The sequence below is a fragment of the Nocardia sp. NPDC049935 genome (assembly GCF_055586645.1).
This window is the reverse complement of record NZ_JBVJHV010000003.1, coordinates 1-17,323: the sequence shown is the minus strand read 5'-3', so window position 1 is coordinate 17,323 and position 17,323 is coordinate 1. Positions and strand designations below refer to the sequence as shown.

At 67.2% G+C, this 17,323-nt stretch carries 20 protein-coding genes; 13 read left to right on the top strand and 7 right to left on the bottom strand.

The annotated features are described in order from the left end of the window. Positions 1-153: 153 nt before the first annotated feature. Positions 154-759, top strand: a complete 606-nt coding sequence (locus ACZ6SF_RS12950) for a dihydrofolate reductase family protein (RefSeq protein ID WP_466062297.1) — start codon at positions 154-156, stop codon at positions 757-759. A gap of 83 nt (positions 760-842) precedes the next feature. Here the strand turns inward: ACZ6SF_RS12950 and ACZ6SF_RS12945 are convergent, their stop codons facing one another. Together ACZ6SF_RS12945 and ACZ6SF_RS12940 are read right to left on the bottom strand one after the other, a co-directional pair. After that, the gene (locus ACZ6SF_RS12945; RefSeq protein WP_466062296.1) at positions 843-1,667 is read right to left on the bottom strand and encodes an alpha/beta hydrolase family protein; all 825 of its coding nucleotides are present in this window, start codon (positions 1,665-1,667) and stop codon (positions 843-845) included. A gap of 128 nt (positions 1,668-1,795) precedes the next feature. Further along, a complete protein-coding gene (locus ACZ6SF_RS12940) occupies positions 1,796-2,257 on the bottom strand; it encodes an SRPBCC family protein (RefSeq protein WP_466062295.1) in 462 nt (153 codons plus the stop codon). Positions 2,258-2,586: 329 nt separating this feature from the next. Here ACZ6SF_RS12940 and ACZ6SF_RS12935 point away from each other — a divergent pair, with 329 nt between their 5' ends. From ACZ6SF_RS12935 to arfB, 3 genes are all read left to right on the top strand, one after another. Beyond that, positions 2,587-2,730: a hypothetical protein gene (locus ACZ6SF_RS12935; RefSeq protein ID WP_466062294.1), complete on the top strand. Its 144-nt coding sequence runs from the start codon at positions 2,587-2,589 to the stop codon at positions 2,728-2,730. Then, on the top strand, positions 2,687-3,310 hold the full coding sequence (locus ACZ6SF_RS12930) for a phosphotransferase (protein ID WP_466062293.1): 624 nt from the start codon (positions 2,687-2,689) through the stop codon (positions 3,308-3,310). Before ACZ6SF_RS12935 ends, ACZ6SF_RS12930 begins: the two co-directional genes overlap by 44 nt. A 144-nt stretch (positions 3,311-3,454) precedes the next feature. Then, complete coding sequence (gene arfB, locus ACZ6SF_RS12925; protein ID WP_466062292.1) at positions 3,455-3,868, top strand: alternative ribosome rescue aminoacyl-tRNA hydrolase ArfB; 414 nt, start codon at positions 3,455-3,457, stop codon at positions 3,866-3,868. 16 nt (positions 3,869-3,884) lie between these two features. Here arfB and ACZ6SF_RS12920 read toward each other — a convergent pair whose 3' ends face one another. Then, positions 3,885-4,682, bottom strand: coding sequence for an alpha/beta fold hydrolase (locus ACZ6SF_RS12920; protein ID WP_466062291.1), 798 nt, complete (start codon positions 4,680-4,682; stop codon positions 3,885-3,887). A gap of 58 nt (positions 4,683-4,740) precedes the next feature. On the opposite strand from ACZ6SF_RS12920, the gene ACZ6SF_RS12915 reads away from it, so the two are divergent. After that, on the top strand, positions 4,741-5,121 hold the full coding sequence (locus tag ACZ6SF_RS12915) for a MerR family transcriptional regulator (RefSeq protein ID WP_466062290.1): 381 nt from the start codon (positions 4,741-4,743) through the stop codon (positions 5,119-5,121). Between the two features lie 49 nt (positions 5,122-5,170). Here the strand turns inward: ACZ6SF_RS12915 and ACZ6SF_RS12910 are convergent, their stop codons facing one another. The 3 genes from ACZ6SF_RS12910 to ACZ6SF_RS12900 all read right to left on the bottom strand — a co-directional run bounded on the left by ACZ6SF_RS12910 (position 5,171) and on the right by ACZ6SF_RS12900 (position 7,664). Next, positions 5,171-5,935, bottom strand: a complete 765-nt coding sequence (locus ACZ6SF_RS12910; protein ID WP_466062289.1) for an ABC transporter permease — start codon at positions 5,933-5,935, stop codon at positions 5,171-5,173. After that, entirely contained in the window at positions 5,932-6,909 is a 978-nt protein-coding gene (locus tag ACZ6SF_RS12905; protein WP_466062288.1) for an ATP-binding cassette domain-containing protein, read from the bottom strand. The genes ACZ6SF_RS12910 and ACZ6SF_RS12905 overlap by 4 nt, the downstream gene beginning before the upstream one ends. A 173-nt stretch (positions 6,910-7,082) precedes the next feature. Further along, positions 7,083-7,664, bottom strand: a complete 582-nt coding sequence (locus tag ACZ6SF_RS12900) for a VOC family protein (protein ID WP_466062287.1) — start codon at positions 7,662-7,664, stop codon at positions 7,083-7,085. An 81-nt stretch (positions 7,665-7,745) separates the two neighbouring features. Between ACZ6SF_RS12900 and ACZ6SF_RS12895 the strand changes: the two genes are divergently transcribed. From ACZ6SF_RS12895 to ACZ6SF_RS12880, 4 genes are all read left to right on the top strand, one after another. After that, the gene (locus tag ACZ6SF_RS12895; RefSeq protein ID WP_466062286.1) at positions 7,746-8,729 is read left to right on the top strand and encodes a helix-turn-helix transcriptional regulator; all 984 of its coding nucleotides are present in this window, start codon (positions 7,746-7,748) and stop codon (positions 8,727-8,729) included. 79 nt (positions 8,730-8,808) lie between these two features. Continuing rightward, positions 8,809-9,003 carry an NmrA family NAD(P)-binding protein gene (locus tag ACZ6SF_RS12890; RefSeq protein ID WP_466062285.1) on the top strand — a complete coding sequence of 65 codons (195 nt, stop codon included), beginning with the start codon at positions 8,809-8,811 and terminating at the stop codon, positions 9,001-9,003. A 567-nt stretch (positions 9,004-9,570) separates the two neighbouring features. Further along, on the top strand, positions 9,571-9,942 hold the full coding sequence (locus ACZ6SF_RS12885) for a hypothetical protein (RefSeq protein WP_466062284.1): 372 nt from the start codon (positions 9,571-9,573) through the stop codon (positions 9,940-9,942). A gap of 167 nt (positions 9,943-10,109) precedes the next feature. Further along, a complete protein-coding gene (locus ACZ6SF_RS12880) occupies positions 10,110-13,448 on the top strand; it encodes a hypothetical protein (RefSeq protein ID WP_466062283.1) in 3,339 nt (1,112 codons plus the stop codon). A gap of 12 nt (positions 13,449-13,460) precedes the next feature. On the opposite strand, the gene ACZ6SF_RS12875 is transcribed toward ACZ6SF_RS12880, so the two are convergent. Then, positions 13,461-13,928, bottom strand: a complete 468-nt coding sequence (locus tag ACZ6SF_RS12875) for an NUDIX hydrolase (RefSeq protein WP_466062282.1) — start codon at positions 13,926-13,928, stop codon at positions 13,461-13,463. Between the two features lie 114 nt (positions 13,929-14,042). Between ACZ6SF_RS12875 and ACZ6SF_RS12870 the strand changes: the two genes are divergently transcribed. From ACZ6SF_RS12870 to ACZ6SF_RS12855, 4 genes are all read left to right on the top strand, one after another. Next, entirely contained in the window at positions 14,043-14,540 is a 498-nt protein-coding gene (locus tag ACZ6SF_RS12870) for a hypothetical protein (protein WP_466062281.1), read from the top strand. 178 nt (positions 14,541-14,718) lie between these two features. Continuing rightward, on the top strand, positions 14,719-15,156 hold the full coding sequence (locus ACZ6SF_RS12865; protein WP_466062280.1) for an RDD family protein: 438 nt from the start codon (positions 14,719-14,721) through the stop codon (positions 15,154-15,156). Further along, positions 15,153-15,938 (top strand): hypothetical protein, encoded by a 786-nt coding sequence (locus ACZ6SF_RS12860; protein WP_466062279.1) that lies wholly within the window; start codon positions 15,153-15,155, stop codon positions 15,936-15,938. Before ACZ6SF_RS12865 ends, ACZ6SF_RS12860 begins: the two co-directional genes overlap by 4 nt. A 397-nt stretch (positions 15,939-16,335) precedes the next feature. After that, positions 16,336-17,049, top strand: a complete 714-nt coding sequence (locus tag ACZ6SF_RS12855; protein WP_466062278.1) for an SAV_915 family protein — start codon at positions 16,336-16,338, stop codon at positions 17,047-17,049. Positions 17,050-17,323: the final 274 nt, after the last annotated feature.

Genomic DNA, 17,323 nt, shown 5'->3' with positions numbered 1-17,323 from the left:
CACCGGTTTCGACGACGGACCCACCCGGGATTCATCGGTGCGGCCGAGAAGACGGCCGGGGTCTCGAACTCTGTCGTGATCTCCTGGCGCGACCGATGAGTTCGTAGCCCCCGGCCGGTCGGAACTCGTGACACCGTAGGAAAGGACACCGCCATGCCGGAACTTCTCGTCGACTTCATCACCTCTCTCGACGGCTACGCATCGGGCGAGGGATGGCCCGGGTTCTGGGGCCTCGAGGGCCCGGAGTACCTCGCGTGGCTCGGCGAGCAGCCCGAAGCCACCCACCTGATGGGAGCGAACACCTACCGCCAGATGTCGGGATTCGCCGCCGGCGAGGTCCCGGACGGCCAAGACGAGTTCAGGCCCGAAGAAGAGGCATCCGTCGACGAGCTCACCCGAGCATCCAAGGTGGTGTTCTCCTCCTCGCTCGCCGAGCCACTGACGTGGGCCAACTGCACGCTGGTCCGCGACGACGCCGTCGAGGCGGTCCGCGCCATGAAGGCAGAAGGCTCGGGGCTCCTCGCCACGATCGGCAGCCTCAGCCTGTGCCGGTCCCTGCTGCGGGCCGGACTCGTCGACCGCTTCCGGGTCGTGATGTTCCCGGTGATCACCGGGGCCACGGGCTCGGAACGCATCTACGACGGCTATCCGGACGTCGCCCTCGACATGCTCGAGCACCGCACCTTCGACGGCCGCATCCAGCTGGTCGAGTACAAGCCCCGGGTGCTCGAGCACCCGCCCCTCGGCGCTCCGGCCTGACGTCTCACTGCTGTTCCGAACCCCCGGTAAGCCGGAGCGTGACCGGCCGGCGCGCGGCCGGCGGTGCCGGTCGACGGCGAAGGCTACGTGATCAGCTGCCGGCGAAACCACCGCGTCAGGATGTCGTCGACCGCTTTGGCGTCGGGGCGCTGTGGCGTCGGTTCGAGGCCCGGTTCGTCGGCCAGCGGGTGCGCGAGATTCGGCACGGAGATCAGTTCGACGTCGTCCGGCCGCGTATAGCGGCGACGCAGGGTGTTGACCAACGCGGCCGCGTCGGCACGCAGGTCCGGGTGATCCTCTTCCCCGCTGACGACCAGCAGCGCCGGCGCCACCGTGAGTTCGGCGGCCCGGGCCACGAAATCCAGCCCGTCGGCGACACGTTCGGCTTCGGCCGTCCATTCGTACGGACGACCGGCGATGCCCTCGGTCAAGGGGACCACCGAGCGGATCCGCACGGCCGGGTTCACGAGCGCGACCTGCCGGATCGGGACCGCCTCTGTGCACAGCACTTCGAGCGCGACCGCGCCGCCGAGCGAGGCGCCGACAATGCCGACGGGCCCCTCGTCGACCGGAAGCCGATCACGCAGTGCCGCCAGGGCTGCCGGGAACTCGTCGGCAGCCTGCCGGGTGAAGGGTGCGAGGAACGCGAGTAGGGCGTCCTGGCGGGCGAGTTCGAGCACGGCGTCGACGCGGCCGTCGACCATCCGGGCGCCGCACATCGGCATGCCCAGGTGGACCCGCCAGGCCGGCACCCCGGTCATCGGCAGGGCCGCGGCGAACGCGGTATCGGTGCGCGGCGCATCCAGCATGTGCCAGGTCACGATCAGTGGTGCGGGAGCGTCGACCCCGGCGTCGGGTGGCAGCGCCGTGTAGGGCACTCCGGCAGCGGTTCCGGTGATCGTTTCCATCACACTCCTCGGTTCGCCGAGTCGCGGAGCCTGCCTACGTTCGGCGAGGATGTCGATCCCGGGCCGGAGTCGGCCGGCGGCCGCGACGGTCGTCAGGAATCGTAAACCCTTGCGTACTCCCGACCGGCTCAGTGCCAGTTGCTGATCTGGACGTCGTCGGGTGCCGGAGCGCCTGCCCCGGTCTCCACGAGCTGTTTGAGGCTCATGAGGAAAATGGCCCACTTGGTGCTGCAGTGCCCCATGAACTCGCCGGCCGCGGGCCATCCCAAGTGGCCGAATTCGATGATCGCGAAGCCGTCTTCGTCGCCGAGCGCGAACCGTATTTCGGTACCGATCCACTCCGGCGGACCCTGGAGGACTTCCCACCGGACGAGTTCGTCGGGCGTGGTCTCGAGGACCTCGAGCCGGAACGACGCATCGCCCGCGACGGCCTCTCCCGGCTCGAAGCCGAAGCGGATCTCGCCGCCGCTGCCGGGGTCGCCGCTCGCGTCCCGCGTCCACCAGCCGGCTACGCCTTCGATCGTGGTGAGTGCGTTGTAGATGTCGCGCCGCGGAGCCTTCGCTCCGACTCGGTGCAGGATGTCAGGCATGGTCATCTCCCTGGTGAGTGATTGTGGTGCGATGCGGCCGATCGCGATCACATCGCGTCCGGCCGCAGCCGGGTGATCTGCAGGTAGTTGCCGCCGCCGGGATCTTCGAACGTCGCGAACCCGCCGGTCGGCCGGTCCTCGGCGGGCTACTCGATACGCCCCGCGGGGACCTCCATAGAGCAACAATTGGTTGCGTAACCACAGTGGCATAGTCCGTCTAAATATGCAACCTTTAGTTGCGTAATTGTCCGGGAAGCGACGTTCGCGGCCGCGGCGAGCCGTTCTCGGCGGGCCTCACGCCGCGTGCTGCCTCGGTACAGTGACTCCGCATGACCGCCACCGACCTGGAGATCACCGCAGACCTGGTCCGCGACCTGCTCCGGGAGCAACATCCCGACCTCGCGACCCTGACCATCCGCGAGGTGGCGGGTGGCTGGGGCAACCAGATGTGGCGTCTCGGAGACGAACGGTGAGCCGCTCGATCACGCCACGATCAGTCGAGGCACTCACGCGGCCGATACGCTGGCGGCCTTCCTCCGGGCGCTCCATGTTCCCGCACCCGCCGAGGCGCCGATCGCCGCCGACCGCGGCGCCCATCCCAGGGACTGCGCGGGCGGTTTCGAATCCTTCTTCCGAGCCGCCCCCGCCGACCTCGCTACCGACGTCCGGGCGGTCTGGGACGATGCCGTCGCCGCCGGCGCGTGGGAGGGCCCACCGGTGTGGGTTCACGGCGACCTGCACCCCGCGAACGTCGTCGTCTCGGACGGAACGCTCTCGGGCATCGTCGACTTCGGTGACCTGTTCGCCGGTGACCCGGCGTGGGACCTCGCCGCGGCATGGGTCCTGCTGCCCGCGGGCACGGCCGCACGGTTCTTCGAGATGTACGCGAACGCGGACGAGTCGGCGATCCGGCGCGCCCGCGGATTGGCGGCCATGAAGAGTCTGTTCCTGATGCTCATGGGGCAGAACGGAGATCGAGGCCTGCCGGGCGGCAAGCCGCACTGGGGACCGGTAGGCCGGGCGGCACTCGAGCGTGTCCTGAAGGGCTTGTGACACAAGGGGATCGACCTCCGAGATGGCCTCGCCGACAGAACCGCGGCAAGGTCGTCGCTATCGTGAACGGCAAGGTCATCACCCCTGGGACAGTGGACTCGCGAAACGGAAAGACGGCATCGGATCGTGGCAGAAGACCTGACCGTGACCCGGACGCTGGTGATACCCGCCTCCGAGTTGCGCGAGCGGTTCTCCCGCTCGTCCGGTCCGGGTGGGCAGCACGTCAACACCACCGACAGCCGGGTCGAGCTTTCGTTCGACCTCGCCAACTCGCCCTCCGTGCCGGAGCGGCTGCGCATCCGGATGCTCGATCGCCTGGCCGGCCGCCTGGTCGACGGGGTGCTCACGGTCGCCGCTTCGGAGCACCGCGCACAGCTGCAGAACCGCGCGGCCGCCCGCGAACGCCTGGCCTCGTTACTGCGTGACGCCGCTGCCGCCCCGCCGCCCGTTCGCCGCGCCACCAAACCCTCGCGCGGCGCGAAAGAACGTCGCATCGCCGCGAAGAAACGGCGCGGCAGCATCAAGCGAAACCGCCGTGCCTTCCCGGACGACCAGTAGCTGCGGGGAAAGCGAATCACCGTCGCGGTGGGACCCGCACTGCCAGGAAGTCGTTGATGACCGCTGCCCATTCGGCGGGGCGCTCACTGGCCAGTGCGTGTCCGGAATCGAGTTCGACGAGCCGGGCGTTCGGAATCCCGATCGCGAGTTCGGCCGCATGCGCCGCCGATACGACCAGGTCGTGGGCGCCGGCAACGACTACGGTCGGAACCCCGATACCCGCCAGCTCCGACCGGACGTCGACTCGGGTCAGCAGATCGAGTTGATCGTCGGCTCCGGACGGTAGCGCCGGCCCGATCGCGTCGACCATCGCACCGATTTCGCGACCCGATCGGTCGTCGAGCCATCCCGGACTCCAGCCGAGCAGGGTCAGATACGCCGCCAATGACCGGATATCTCCGGAAGCGGCCAGTCTCCGCCACGTGGCGGCGACCAACCGCAGGCGCGCATTGGGATGAGCGAATCCCGCCGACAACACCAGCCCGGTCACCCGTCGACGGTGCCGAGTCGCGATCCGCACTGCCACCGCGGCACCGGTAGAGAACCCGGCCACGGCGAACTGTTCCTGCCCGGCCCGCAGCGCGGCGTCCACCAAGCCGTCGGCCAGGCCGTCGAGAGTCAGCGGCGCTGTCGCGCGCGGCGTACGCCCCGACCCCGGGTAGTCCGCCGCCACGACCGTATTCGCCTCGGCCAACCGCGGCACGATCGGGCCGAAACTGTCCTCGATATCGCTGCCGGCCCCGTGCGCGAGCAGGAGACCCGGGCCGCTGCCGTGGACGGACCCCAGGAATTCACTCGTGTTCTGCTGTGTCATGGACCCACGCTAAAATCTCACATCGATGTGAGAGTCAACTCGTAGTGGCGGAGTCGGGATGCGAATCGGTGAACTGGCGCAGCGTACGGGTGTGAGCCATCGGCTACTTCGCTATTACGAGGAGCAGGGGCTGCTCACGGCACAGCGAACCGGGGGCGGCTTTCGCGAGTACGCTCCGACCGCCCCCGATACCGTCCACCAGATCCGTGCTCTCCTGGCCGCCGGCCTGCCCACCCGGGCCATTCGCGAGATCCTGCCCTGCGCGCACGGCCCTGCCCCCACTCTCGAACCCCACCCCGATATGCTCGCCCTTCTCCGTTCCGAGCTGGACTCCCTCGATTCCCGCATCACCTGCCTGCGAGAAACCCGCGAACTACTGGCTCGCTACCTGTCCGCCACGGAATCCGGCTCGACCACCGCCCAGGGGCGTCTTCCCTAGACTTCCCGGCCGGTGACCATGGCATCGGGCCATTCGGGTCGCTACCGGGTCAGCTGGTGCTCTTGCGCAGTGCCCGCAGGCCCACCGCGATACCGATGGCCGCGGTGAGGATCGCGGCAACCCAGCCCCAGCCGACGTCGGCCGAGGTGAGGCGGCCGGCGAACAGATCGCGTTCGGCGTTCACGACGTGGGTCAGTGGGTTCACCACCGAGAGCGCGCGCATCCAGCCCGGGGCCTGTTCGAGGGGCAGCAGCATGCCGGACAGGATCATCGAGGGAAACAGCAAGGTCTGGTGCACGGTCCAGAAAACCCAGTCCTGTTCCCGGACGACGATCGCCAGGGCGTAACTGAACGAGCCGATGCCCAGGCCGAGGACTCCCAGTAGCAGCAGGCCCTGCACCGCGCCGAGTGGATCCGGACGCAGCCCCAGGGGGATGGTCACCAGGATGATCAGGGTCGCCTGCGCGATAAGGGGGAGGAATTCCTTGACCGCGCGACCCAGGAAGAGGGCCGACCGGGACAGCGGCGTGACCAGTAGGCGCTCGTGGGTGCCGGTCTGGAGGTCGAACTGGAGGTTGGAGCCGGTGCCGGCGGTACCGAACAACGACGTCATGACCAGGATTCCGGGAACGAACCACGCCCAGGGTGATTCACCGTCGCGGGCCAGCAGCGGCCCGAACAGCAACAGGAAGAACAGTGGTTGGACCAGGCCGAAGACGATCGAGAACGGGTCGCCGATCACGGGGCGCAGTTCGCGAACGGTGACGAGCAGGGTGTCGGCGACGATATTGCGGCGCGGTTGGGTGGTGGTCATCGGGTCTCCTCCGGATCGTGGTTGCCGTGCTCGGCCGTGCCGGTGTCGCGCAGGCTGCGTCCGGTGAGCTCGAGGAAGACGTCGTCGAGGGTGGGCTCCCGGGTCGCCGCGGAAACGACCTCGAGGCCGCGCGCATGGGCCGCGGTGACCAGCGCGGGTACGGCTTTCGGGCCGTTCGCCGCGTGGGCGACGACGGTGGTGCCGGTGTGGGTCACCCGGTTCACGCCTTCGGTCCGGCGCGCCAGTTCGGCCAGCTCACCGGCCCGGGCCGGGTCTCGTGTCTCGAACGTCACCTTGTCGCCCGCGTGCTCGCTCTTCAGCGCCTCGGGTGAACCGTCGGCGATGATGCGCCCGTGATCCACGATCACGACCCGGTCGGCGATCTGGTCGGCCTCGTCGAGGTAGTGCGTGGTGACCACGATCGTCATACCGGATTCCGCCCGGAGGCGGGCGATGTGGTCCCACAGGTTGGCCCGGTTGTGCGGGTCCAGGCCGGTCGTCGGCTCGTCGAGGAACAACAGCGCGGGCCGGTGGACCAACCCCATCGCCAGATCCAGGCGCCGGCGCTGGCCACCGGACATGGCCTGGGACTTCCGCTTTCCTAGTCCGTCGAGACCCAGGGCGGTGAACAGTTCGCCCGCCCGGATCCGCGCCGATTTCCGGTCCAGCCCGTGGATCCGGGCCTGGGTCACCACCTCGTCCATCGCGCGTTGGGTATGTCCCGCGCTGTTGCCCTGACCGACGTATCCGATCACCCGCCGCACCTGGGCCGGTTCACGCTGTACGTCGTGGCCGCCGATCTCCGCGGATCCGCCGGTGGGCGGCAGCAGCGTCGTGAGCATGCGCATCAAGGTCGTCTTACCGGCCCCGTTGGGGCCGAGGATCGCCAAGACTTCTTCCCGCGCGACGGTCAGATCGATGCCGTCGACCGCGCGGACTTCTGATTCGCCGGGACCGTGGAAGGTCCTGGTCAAATTCCGGGTGCTGATCACGTCCTGCCTTTCGATGGGGTACAGGACGATCAAAACCTCCGTTGCGGACGGTATCCGGCCACAAGCCGAACGGGGCGGCCCGGAAGTCCTTGCCTCGAAAAGCGGACGCCGAATGCCCTGCGGCGCAGACGAGGCCGCAGGGCATGGCAGGCGGGTCAGCGGGTGCGCGGATCCCGCAGCGAGGCCATCGCTTCCATGAGCGAGGAATGCACGGCGGTCAATTCCGGGGTGGCGAACGACTCCCAGGACTCGCCCGCGCTGTTCTCGGCGGAATCGGCCTGCCCCCAGCCGCCTTCGCCGGCCCCGTCCGCCGATCCTTCATCCCAGGACGCGTTACCCGGATTGTGCTTGTACACCCACCACAGATGGCCGAACGGGTCGGCGAAGCGGGAGAGTACGTCGCCCCAGAAGTCCGTCGGCTCGGTGACGATCCGCGCACCACGCGCGGCGGCTCGTTTCAGCGTGGCGGCCGGATCGTCGACGTAGACGCGGACGAAGGCCGGCATATACGGCCAGTCCGGTTTGCGGTCGGCGATCGTCAGCGTCGAATCGCCGATCCGCAGTTCGGAATGCAGAATCAGGCCGTCGGTATCGGCGGTCCGCGTCTCGGGGACCTCGATCGCCCCGAACACATCGACGAGGAAATCGAGCAGACCTGCCGCGTCGTCGGTCCAGATGAAGGGGTCGACCGTTGCGGATCCGGCGGGCGCCGGGGGGACGACGGGAGTGGTGGACATACTGTCTCCTTTCGGTTGGCGCCCCCAGCGTCGTCGCAGTTGCGGACAGGATATGGCCACAAGTGCGCCTAGCGTCGGGATGTGTCCACCAGCACTCGCACCCTCGCGCTTCTCGGTCTGCTGCAAAGCCGTCGCCACTGGTCCGGGGCCGAGCTCGCCCGCCGGCTCGATGTCAGTGTGCGGACCGTCCGGCGTGATGTGCTCGGTCTCCAGGAGATCGGCTATCCGATCGTCACGACGCGCGGTACCGGCGGCGGCTACCAGCTCAGTGCGGGCGCCTGCCTGCCACCACTGGTGCTGGGCGAGGAGGAGGCCGCCGCGACCGTGCTGGGGTTGAAGGAGATCGCCACCGGCGTCCATCCCGCCTCCGCGGAAGCCGCGATGAGCGCCATGGCCAAAATCGTCCAGGTCCTTCCCACTCGTATCCGTCGCCGGATCGACAGTCTGCGGACCGTCGCGACCCCCGCCGGCGAGGGCTACCACCGAGCCGGGATCGACGATGTCACCGCCTTGACCACGCTCGCGCTCGCCTGCCGGGACGCCGATAGCGTCTCCTTCTCCTACCGCGGCAGCGACGCGGCCACTTCGCAGCGCACCACCCAACCGCATCAGATCGTCAATGTCGAAAGCCGCCTCTACCTGGTGGCCTGGGATCTCGATCGCACCGACTGGCGAACCTTCCGAATCGACCGGATCACCCAACCACGCCGCACCGGCGCACGATTCGCACCACGCAACCTGCCCGGCGGCGATCCGGTGGACTATGTCCGTGACCGGATCGGGTCCATGCCGTCGAGGTACCGGGTGCACGCCACCATCCAGGCCTCCGCCGAACGGGTCAGAGCCGAGATCGTCCACTACGGCACCGTCGCCGCCCTCGACCCCGGCTCCTGCGAGGTCCATATCGCCGCCGAATCCCTGGACTGGGCGGCCTTCTGCCTCGTCTCGATCGGCGCGCCGTTCATCGTGCACGGGCCACCCGAAGCGGCCGATCTCATGAAGGACTGGGGATCCAGGCTCCTCGCCGCCACGGCAACGACCGGTGGTTCCGGTCGTGAAACCTGACGTCGCTCCCTTTTGACCTGCATATAGGTTGAGGTTCTAGCGTGGGCCTCGGTTGATCACCACGCGAGAGGACATGCTCATGATTCTGGTCACGGGAGCCACCGGGAACATCGGACGCTCGTTGCTGAAGGAGTTGCGCGCCTTCGGCGCCGAGCCGATCAGGGCGCTCACCCGTGACACCGGTGGAGCCGCCTTCCCGGCCGGGGTCGAGGCGGCTGAGGGCGATCTGGCCGATATCTCCTCGCTGGCGGACCGGGGCAGCGGTATGCGCTGACCGGTCCCGCATCGGTCAGTGCGCGTCAGCAGGTCGCAACCATCGCCGGGCTGTTGAACCGGGATTGAGTTGCCGGTCTCGTGGTAAGCAATCGGCGCACTCCTGTGCTGGTCCGGTGGTGCCGTGATGCTGGTCGGGCATGGGCGTGGCGCGCCATTGCGGAAACGGTTGATATGGGTCGTGGGGGACGTCGCTGCCGCACGGCCGAATTCAGGATGATCGGCCGCGAATACGACACCGACGACGGTCACTACATGACCGGCGGATCCGCCGAAGAATGGTTCGACCTCATCGTCCACTGCCAACACGTAACCCCCGCCCGACCGTTGCCTCCATTCTCCAGCGAGCGGTATAGGGCGTGACACCGGTGCCCGTACCGAGAGGACGGAAACCGGGGTCTACCTGTGCAGGAGGGGCAGGCGGGGTAGGCCGGATCGTCGGCGAGCACGGTTTCCGGCTCGCTTCGACCGGGATACCGCAGGCGAGCATTGCACCGGCCGATACGACATTATGGACGCAGATCTGACTACTCAGGTCGCCAGTTGTTTCGACTGATCAGGAATCTGCGTGAATACATTGAATATATCGACCCGCACCATGCTCGGCAGCGTTGTTGCCGCGACGCTCATCGCCGGATCAGGGGGCGTCGCGGCGGCCGCGCCCGCCCCGGCCCCCGCGCCGGTCGCGCCGGCGCAAGCGCCTGCTGTTCCAGGGTCCGGGGCGGCATCGCCCATCGCGGCCTGCATGGCGCCCGGCGACTCCATCGAACTCCGGACCGGCCTGGGCGCCGCGCTCGGAACCGCGGTCGGCGCGATCACGGGTCTGCCCCTGTTCATTGTCGGGGCCATCCCGTTCGGGATCGTCGGCGCCGTGGTCGGCGCCATGGTCGGCTCGACCACCTACGCGCAGGACGCCGGGCGGGCTCCACAGGGCTGCTGATCTGACGGGGCCGCGGGTCGAGCCCTTGACCGGTAGGTGGTGTCGAGCCATTCGGTGAACGAAGGTCCGCCGATTCGGGCGTGGCAGCCGGCCACCAACCCGCGGTCCCCCAGCAGCGCCCGATGGCCGTCCCGGCGGGGTCGGGCCCTCGTGACCATAATCGACGCGTGGAGATCACCGCTCGTAACGACCGCATCACGAAGGCACTGTCGCTTCTCGCGGGGGGAGGGCTGATCGATACCGAACAGGCCCTCGACGAACTGGGCTATCTGATCGACGACCACACCGCACGCACACGCGAGGGCCTGGAAGAGAACCTGGCAGCGGTCGATATGGCCGTACCCCTGTTGCGGACACTGCGTGCGGGAATCCCGGCCGAAATATGCTGGCCCGCGCTGGATGCGGCACTCGCCGATCTGGGCGAACCACAGGGCGTCACCTCGACCTGGCCGGTGCTCACCGTATTCGGTATCGACCGCGTCATCGCCGTCGGCCCGTCCGGGCGCGTCGCCGACGCCACATTCACTCTTCCCGCGCGTGCCCACGATCTCACCGTCTTCTTCGCCGGCGGCGATTTCCTGGTGGGTTACAGCGAGCACCCCGCGCGTCGGGATCGATCGGCATTCTGGCTGAGTTCCCCCGGCGATGTTTTCGAGCCCGCGGAGCAGGCCGGTATGACGCGGCGTAACGGTGCGTCGGAGGAGCGGCTCGGATATCAATTCGGCACCGGAGACGGCGGTCGCTACGACGGCGAACGCGTACTCCGCCCCGGCGACCGGCACGGTGTGGGACAGCACCGGCCCCAGGTAGGCGACGGGGCGCGGGTTTGGGGTTTGCGCTGGGAAGGTGCCGCCGGAGACCGGTGGGCCGAACTGGATCCGGTCACGGGCGTGCCCGGCGAGTCGCCCGGCCTGCCCGCGTTCTTGGCCGATGTCGAGATCCCGCCGGACTGTATCCGGCCGAATTCGCTGATCAGCTCGGCGCGTCTCCCCGACGGACACACCGACACCCCGCTCGGCCAGGTAGACGGCCTGACCGCGTACCGGATCACCCGGGATCGGGACTACCGGGCCGGTATCGGCTATCTCGTGGAAGGTATCGACGGCCGCGGCGCCCACCTGAAACCGCACCGCGGGTTCATGCCGTGGGGTGTATTCGAGATGCCCGCGGGCGGAGCGCGGTTGCTGATGACCTGCCATGACGACCGCAGATCCCTGACCGCCTATCTGGACGGGGCGGCGCACTGGGAGGTCGGAAGCCTGCCGGACGAACAGACCGCAACGCTGAACTACCAGCGCATTCAATGGAAGCACCACCCCGACGACCCCCGGCCGTTCCCACCGCCCGCGTTCTGGCATTTCCTCGGCGCCCGCGATATCGAATCGTCCCGGGCGCTGCGCGCTCTCGACCTGGAGCAGGTACGGCATCTGCTGACCGACGGTACTGTCCCCGATTCGATCACGGATCCACTGATCGCCGAGGCGGTGCGTTCCTTCGGCTCGTTCGCGGCACGGCTGGCGCAGCAGCTCGAGCGGACCATCCACCGGGTGAACGTTGTCCGGGCAGATCTACTCGTCCGCCCGCCCGTCGTAATCGCCGATACCGAGTTGTACCCGGCCCTGCTCGGTCTGCTCCCGGACCTCGGCTACGCGACCGAGAAGCCCGCCGCCCTGGCGACATTGGCCGCGGACGGTTCCTTCTTCGCCGGCGATATCGATCGGTACGTGCGATCCCTGAGCTGCCTCGGCCGGCCCGTCGCGTGGACGCCCCTGCTCGGCCATATCGATGCGATCGTGTGGCGCGCCGTCACCGCCCGCACTCCACAGCCACAGCGCGACGCCCTGCTCGGGTTGCTGCACACCTGGGCGGCTCAGCCCTACGCCCGGCCGGGGGAGTGGCGCTCGGGGCGCGCGCGCTCCATCCCGGACGACCGGACGATCGGCTACGGCGAGATATTCCTGCAACCCGCCACGGCCCCGGCGCCGGACCAGGCGACCGATATCCGTTCCATCGTCCTCACCCGCGATGATTCCGTCCGGCTCCCTCGCATCGCGGAGCTGCTGGAGACGCACGGGCCGATCGCCGTCTCCGAGCGAGCGGTCCGGGTTTTCGCCGAACGTACCGGGGTCCGTGATGCCGTTGCCCGGCTGGTGCTCGACGGGCTGCCCCGACGCGACGGCCACGGCTTCGACCGGGCGATGTCGCCGCATGAGAAGATGCTGCGCGCCAAGCCGTACGGCATGACCGAGGCGATGGCCAGGGACTACGAGACGATGATCGGCCGCCTCGGCGCCGAAGGAACCGTGCGGTTGCTGGCTGCTGCCGTCCCCGACGATCCGGCCGAACTGTGGACGGTAGACGGCGATCTCGCCGCCGCGGAACGCCTCGCCACGGCGTGGAACGAGCTTATCGGCCGCCGGTCGCATCTTCCCGAGGAAGCGATGGCGGCGCTCGAGTCCGCCACCGGACTCGACCGGCCCTTCGCCCTGGCCCTGCTCTGTCCCGATGTCTCCCCGATGGCGACCGAGGATCTGCACCATGTCCTGCGAACCGAGTACGCCGGAAAACTACGGGTGACCGGAAGCCGCGGCACCGACGCGTTGTCCGGACGGGACAATCCCTACCGCTCCCTTGCCACAGCACTGGTCTGGGCACTGACCGAACGCCCGGTGGGCGATCCCGTCGCGGCGCACGCCGTCGATATCTACGAGCGATTGCGCGCTCGTCTCCGTGGTCCGGATCTACTCGTATCCCTCGGATTCCAGCATTTCCGCGCGGCGGTATTCGGTCCGGACACGGTGCCGGTGCCCCCACACGATCTACCGGTCCACGACAACGGGCTGGTGATCGTGAATCCGACGGAGCGTTTCGATTACGTCTTCCTCCGTCCGGCGGCGCTCTCGGATCCCGCGCTGGTGGAACGCACGGCCCGGCTCTGCGCAGCACACGATATGCCGGACATCGCGCACGCGATCTACTGCGAGCAGATACTGGTCACCGGCCTGGCACGCCTCGTCGAACGAGCGGCCACCACGCCCGTAAGCGCCGGCCACTACGAGGCGGACCCCCGCCACAGTGTCCCGGATCTCGTCGGCAAGGTCTCCGCGGATACCGGCGCCTCACCGGACGCAAGCGCTCTCTATCTGCAACTCCTCACCCTCGCCCGCCCGACCGATAGGAATATCCGCGCCTGGAACGGGTGGAAGGCCGCCCACCACAAAACAGTGCAGGCGGAACTCACGACGCTCGGGCTGATCGAGATCGGCAAACGTCTCCGCGCGGGCCGCACCGCCTTCATTCCCGGCCCCTGGACCGACGGGGTCGCCGCCCCACACCTCCCCCTCGAGTCCGGGAAACTGGATACGCACCTGGCCAAACCGACGGGCAAGGAAATCGAGGGCCCCTACCTGCGGATATTCCCGCCCGCACCGCTGCACGAGATGTTCGCCGAGGCGTGGGCCGCTTCGGCGGACCGAGGATGCCGACCACGGTCGCGGCGCGGGTGATTCGGGAGTATCTCAGTGTTGGATCAAGCCGCCGACCGGAGCGGGCGTGATATGACCGGTTGCCGGAACGGTCCGCGCCAGAGCCAAGCCGGAATCGACAAGCGATGACCGACGCAGAGAGATCACCTCGCCGAGCGGAGTCCAGGTCGGCTCGACAGTCGCTCCGTTCGGTTCGGCTCGAAGCCGACCGCCGGTGATGCGGACGCGGTAGTAGACCCCGACATTCTGATGCTCGACTCCCGCACGAGCAACGGCGGCGGGGATCACCCTCGAATCCACACCCAGCAGGCGCTCGACGACCCCGGCATAGCCGGTCTCCTCAGCGAGCTCCCGGGTCACCGCATCGAAGGGATCCTCCGCATGCTGGACCCCACCGCCCGGAAATGTCCACGTGGTCTCGCCGTTTCCGGCTACATGACGAGCGAGCAACACCCGGCCCTGTTCGAGGCAGACGGCGTATGCCGCGAGTCTGAAGCTCATCCACCGAACGTAATTCCCTCATCCGGCTTGCCTGGTTACGGGCCCTCGGTTTGGTAGTGCCGGGACTCCGCCGCGATGATATCGCCACCGTTTTCCACCGGAAAGGAACGTTCGATGCGAGGTCGGTGGATGTGGCCCGCCGTCGCCCTGGGCACACTCGCGGCCGTCACTCTCGGCATCTACGGTTGTGCGCGGGTTGTCGACCGTTCGATCGAGCAGGCGATGGTCCCGGATATCGAGGCATCGACCAGTCCGGCTCTACTGGCAGAGGCGACCGAGTACGGAGGATGGATACTGCCGGTGAACAGCAAGGTGCTGCTGGTCGAGCGCAAGGACGATCGCGATCGCCGGTATCGGATCGCGGTCGAGCTCTCGCCGGCCGACCTCGTCTGGATGCTGGAGCAATCGCGATTCCGCACCACATTCGCGAAGGAACATCCCCCGTTCCTGCAGCAACCGATCGCTGGGCCGTCGCTGGAATCGTCACTCAATGTTGTCCGGGCTCAGGAATGGTTCACTTCCCCGGCAGGCACGGTGATGATGCGCGATATCACTGTCGACGAGCGGGATGCGGATACGCGCATAGTGCATATCGATTTCCGCGGCGTCTGAGCGGCCGTGGACCATTCGGGCCTCGATATGGCGTCGTCGATGACCTTCCCGCAACCCCTCTCGGACAGTAGGAGTTCCAGTCTTGCGCTCTGACGAATCGAACACGGTGCCATATCACCGCGGCAACGCTGGAGCGGAACGCCCACCCGTAGGACTGAGCAAGCGCGAACCGAACCCTATGCGGCACAAAATCCGTGCCGGTGGCAAATCCGGCACCCGCCCCGCCCCCAGCACCCCGAAGCCCTCGGACGACCTCATGGTGGGCAGGACGTCGAACCCCTACACATCGAAAGAGCTGCGGTACACGCTGGTCACCGTGGCCCTGATCGTGGATATGGTGTTGCATATCGCGGTGGGTGTGGCGGTGTGGTACAGCTTCGAGCATTCCCCCGAGCCCCCGTGGAATCCGATCATGTCGGGAGTGCTCGCCGCTATCGCCGCCTCGTTCCTCCACCGCACATTCATTCAGAGGCTGATCCGGACCACGCTCGGCAAACTCCTTGTCGGGCTCCGGTTGCGGCGTGAGGACGGCAGCTATCCAACGCTGGGGCAGCTGATCAAGCAGTGGTTCATCGGCATCTTCGGCGCGCTGGAGATCCTCACGGTCTTCAGTTGACCGCGACCCACCGCTACGCGTACGCCATATTCGGGAGAGTGCTGGCCTGCCTTCAGTACAACTGGGACAGCTCCAGGCCCAGCCCGAAAGGCGTCGAACTGCTCGGCTTCGACATCAGCGACCAACGGATGGGCGGTTTGCACACAGCGGGATATGGCCAGGAATTCAATATGTTCGGAACTTCGTCGGTTCAACACTACGAGGGGATGTACCCACCAATGGCGCAATCGATTTTCCGGGCCCGCCGGACAGCCGAAAGGGCGACCGCACCGACCCGACCCGATAACAGCGGGTCTCCGAGGGCTTTTTCGGTGGCTCGGCGCGGCATCCTCATCGGCATGCTCCTGTTGGTTGCGCTGACAGGAGTGGGATGCACCGAATCGGTCTACCGTGCGGCGGATTCCGGAACCGAAGTGGGCGACAGCCCGGAGCTCATCGGTGAGGCGACCGAATACGGCGGTTGGACCCTTCCGGCGGGCGGCAAGGTTCTACTGGTCCAGAAGGAATCCGGACCCGAGCCCCGGTTTCGGTTGGCCGTCGAGATGACGCCGCCCGGTCTGGTGTGGATGCTGGACAACTCCGGCTATTCGGCTCCGCTCGGGCCCGGGCACGCACTGTCCATTTCGACCATCGCCGGACCGGATCCGAACACTTCACCGAAGCTTCTCTATGCTCGCGACAACATCACGTCCCCGTCGGGGAACCTTGTTTTCCGTAAGGTTCTGGTCGATGAACGTGACCCGCAAACCCGAATCGTCCATCTGGAGTTCCTGAACGTCTGAACAACCGGACCGCTGCGGACCTCGACAGGGCGTCGTCCGGCGTGCGTCGGGTCGACAGCCACGACGCACGTCTGGAATCCACCCTGGCGTTCATGGACCGATGACTGGGATCTCGGGGCATGATGGGTTCGTATAAAAAGGAACATTCGATGCGAGGTCGGTGGATGTGGTCGGCCGTCGCCCTGGGCACACTCGTGGCTGTCACTCTCGGCATCGTGGTGACGGCCGGTGTATCCCAGGCGTTGGTGAATCTTCAGACAGGCATCTTGACAACCGGTGGTGTGCCGGGCATGGTGTGCAGCGATCGAAGAGAGCCATGGGGGGAGGGGCTTCGGATTGAACATCGATTTTCGCAATCCGTCTGTCTCAGCCTGTAGACGATCCGTGAGGTGCCGTGATGCCTGTATCGCATTATGACCCATTCGCTGATGGCACTGATCATCCGAACAATCCGGATAACCTGTATTCGTCGCTCAATCTCGGCGACACGCCGGTAGCGCCGCCGCCCTCTCCGACTCCGGCCTCCCAGGAGCCCGCTGCTCATTTGCCGACGGAGGCCGACTCCACGAGCCAGAGCGACCTCGGGCCTGTTACCGCTCCCGCATCCGGACTGCCTCCAGAGGAATCCTTCGCGCGACTGCGTCCCCCGAGCACCGGCTATTCAGCGGCGAGCTATGGTATGCCACCTTCGGCTACATCAAATGCGCCGGCTGCCGACCGGGTGAACCACGACGCTTATCGGGCGAACAACGAACCGGTCCTTGCCGGGCGAAGTGATGCCGCCGAGTCTGCCCAAGCAAGTGGACGTCGAGGCGATTCGGGTGCCACGTCGATTCCGAAGAACTTCCCGCCTGTTGTCTATCTGCCGACCATGGCTCATGTGGACAGGGTCGAGGACGCCCGAATCATGTTGCGGCAGATGCGCGACGGCCGGGTGGCCTGCCTGGCGTATTCGGCGCTCGACCGACTCCTGACATGCTGCGGTGATGATCAGCCGTGGATGTGGACGCCCACGGTGGCACTTGATTCGGTTCAGCAGGACCAGCCATTCGATGTTCTGCTGCTGGATATCCATATACCGGATGAACACCGGAGGGGGTTCCAATCATGACGGAGTTGTGTATCGACCAGAACACGCTGGCGACCATCGCGAGCACGCTGACGACTTCCAGTACGGAACTCGATGCGACCAACGAGAAGACACCGGATACCCTGGATGCCGGTGTTATCACACCCTCAGTACTCGCGCTCCTGTCGGTGATCATGGATGGTGCGGGACAGCTCGTCGTAGGTGAGGTTCCCCCGCTTCCTTGGAGGGCTCTGAGCATGGTCCGATAGGACCGGGAAGGAGCCCCGCGTGGCAGCACCGAAGAAATACCCGGACG

What these genes read in the sequence shown, in the direction of transcription:
- ACZ6SF_RS12950 (WP_466062297.1), top strand. Translation starts at nt 154, where the DNA reads ATGCCGGAACTTCTCGTCGACTTCATCACCTCTCTCGACGGCTACGCA.
- ACZ6SF_RS12945 (WP_466062296.1), bottom strand. Translation starts at nt 1,667, where the DNA reads ATGGAAACGATCACCGGAACCGCTGCCGGAGTGCCCTACACGGCGCTG.
- ACZ6SF_RS12940 (WP_466062295.1), bottom strand. Translation starts at nt 2,257, where the DNA reads ATGCCTGACATCCTGCACCGAGTCGGAGCGAAGGCTCCGCGGCGCGAC.
- ACZ6SF_RS12935 (WP_466062294.1), top strand. Translation starts at nt 2,587, where the DNA reads ATGACCGCCACCGACCTGGAGATCACCGCAGACCTGGTCCGCGACCTG.
- ACZ6SF_RS12920 (WP_466062291.1), bottom strand. Translation starts at nt 4,682, where the DNA reads ATGACACAGCAGAACACGAGTGAATTCCTGGGGTCCGTCCACGGCAGC.
- ACZ6SF_RS12915 (WP_466062290.1), top strand. Translation starts at nt 4,741, where the DNA reads ATGCGAATCGGTGAACTGGCGCAGCGTACGGGTGTGAGCCATCGGCTA.
- ACZ6SF_RS12910 (WP_466062289.1), bottom strand. Translation starts at nt 5,935, where the DNA reads ATGACCACCACCCAACCGCGCCGCAATATCGTCGCCGACACCCTGCTC.
- ACZ6SF_RS12900 (WP_466062287.1), bottom strand. Translation starts at nt 7,664, where the DNA reads ATGTCCACCACTCCCGTCGTCCCCCCGGCGCCCGCCGGATCCGCAACG.
- ACZ6SF_RS12890 (WP_466062285.1), top strand. Translation starts at nt 8,809, where the DNA reads ATGATTCTGGTCACGGGAGCCACCGGGAACATCGGACGCTCGTTGCTG.
- ACZ6SF_RS12875 (WP_466062282.1), bottom strand. Translation starts at nt 13,928, where the DNA reads ATGAGCTTCAGACTCGCGGCATACGCCGTCTGCCTCGAACAGGGCCGG.
- ACZ6SF_RS12870 (WP_466062281.1), top strand. Translation starts at nt 14,043, where the DNA reads ATGCGAGGTCGGTGGATGTGGCCCGCCGTCGCCCTGGGCACACTCGCG.
- ACZ6SF_RS12865 (WP_466062280.1), top strand. Translation starts at nt 14,719, where the DNA reads ATGCGGCACAAAATCCGTGCCGGTGGCAAATCCGGCACCCGCCCCGCC.
- ACZ6SF_RS12855 (WP_466062278.1), top strand. Translation starts at nt 16,336, where the DNA reads ATGCCTGTATCGCATTATGACCCATTCGCTGATGGCACTGATCATCCG.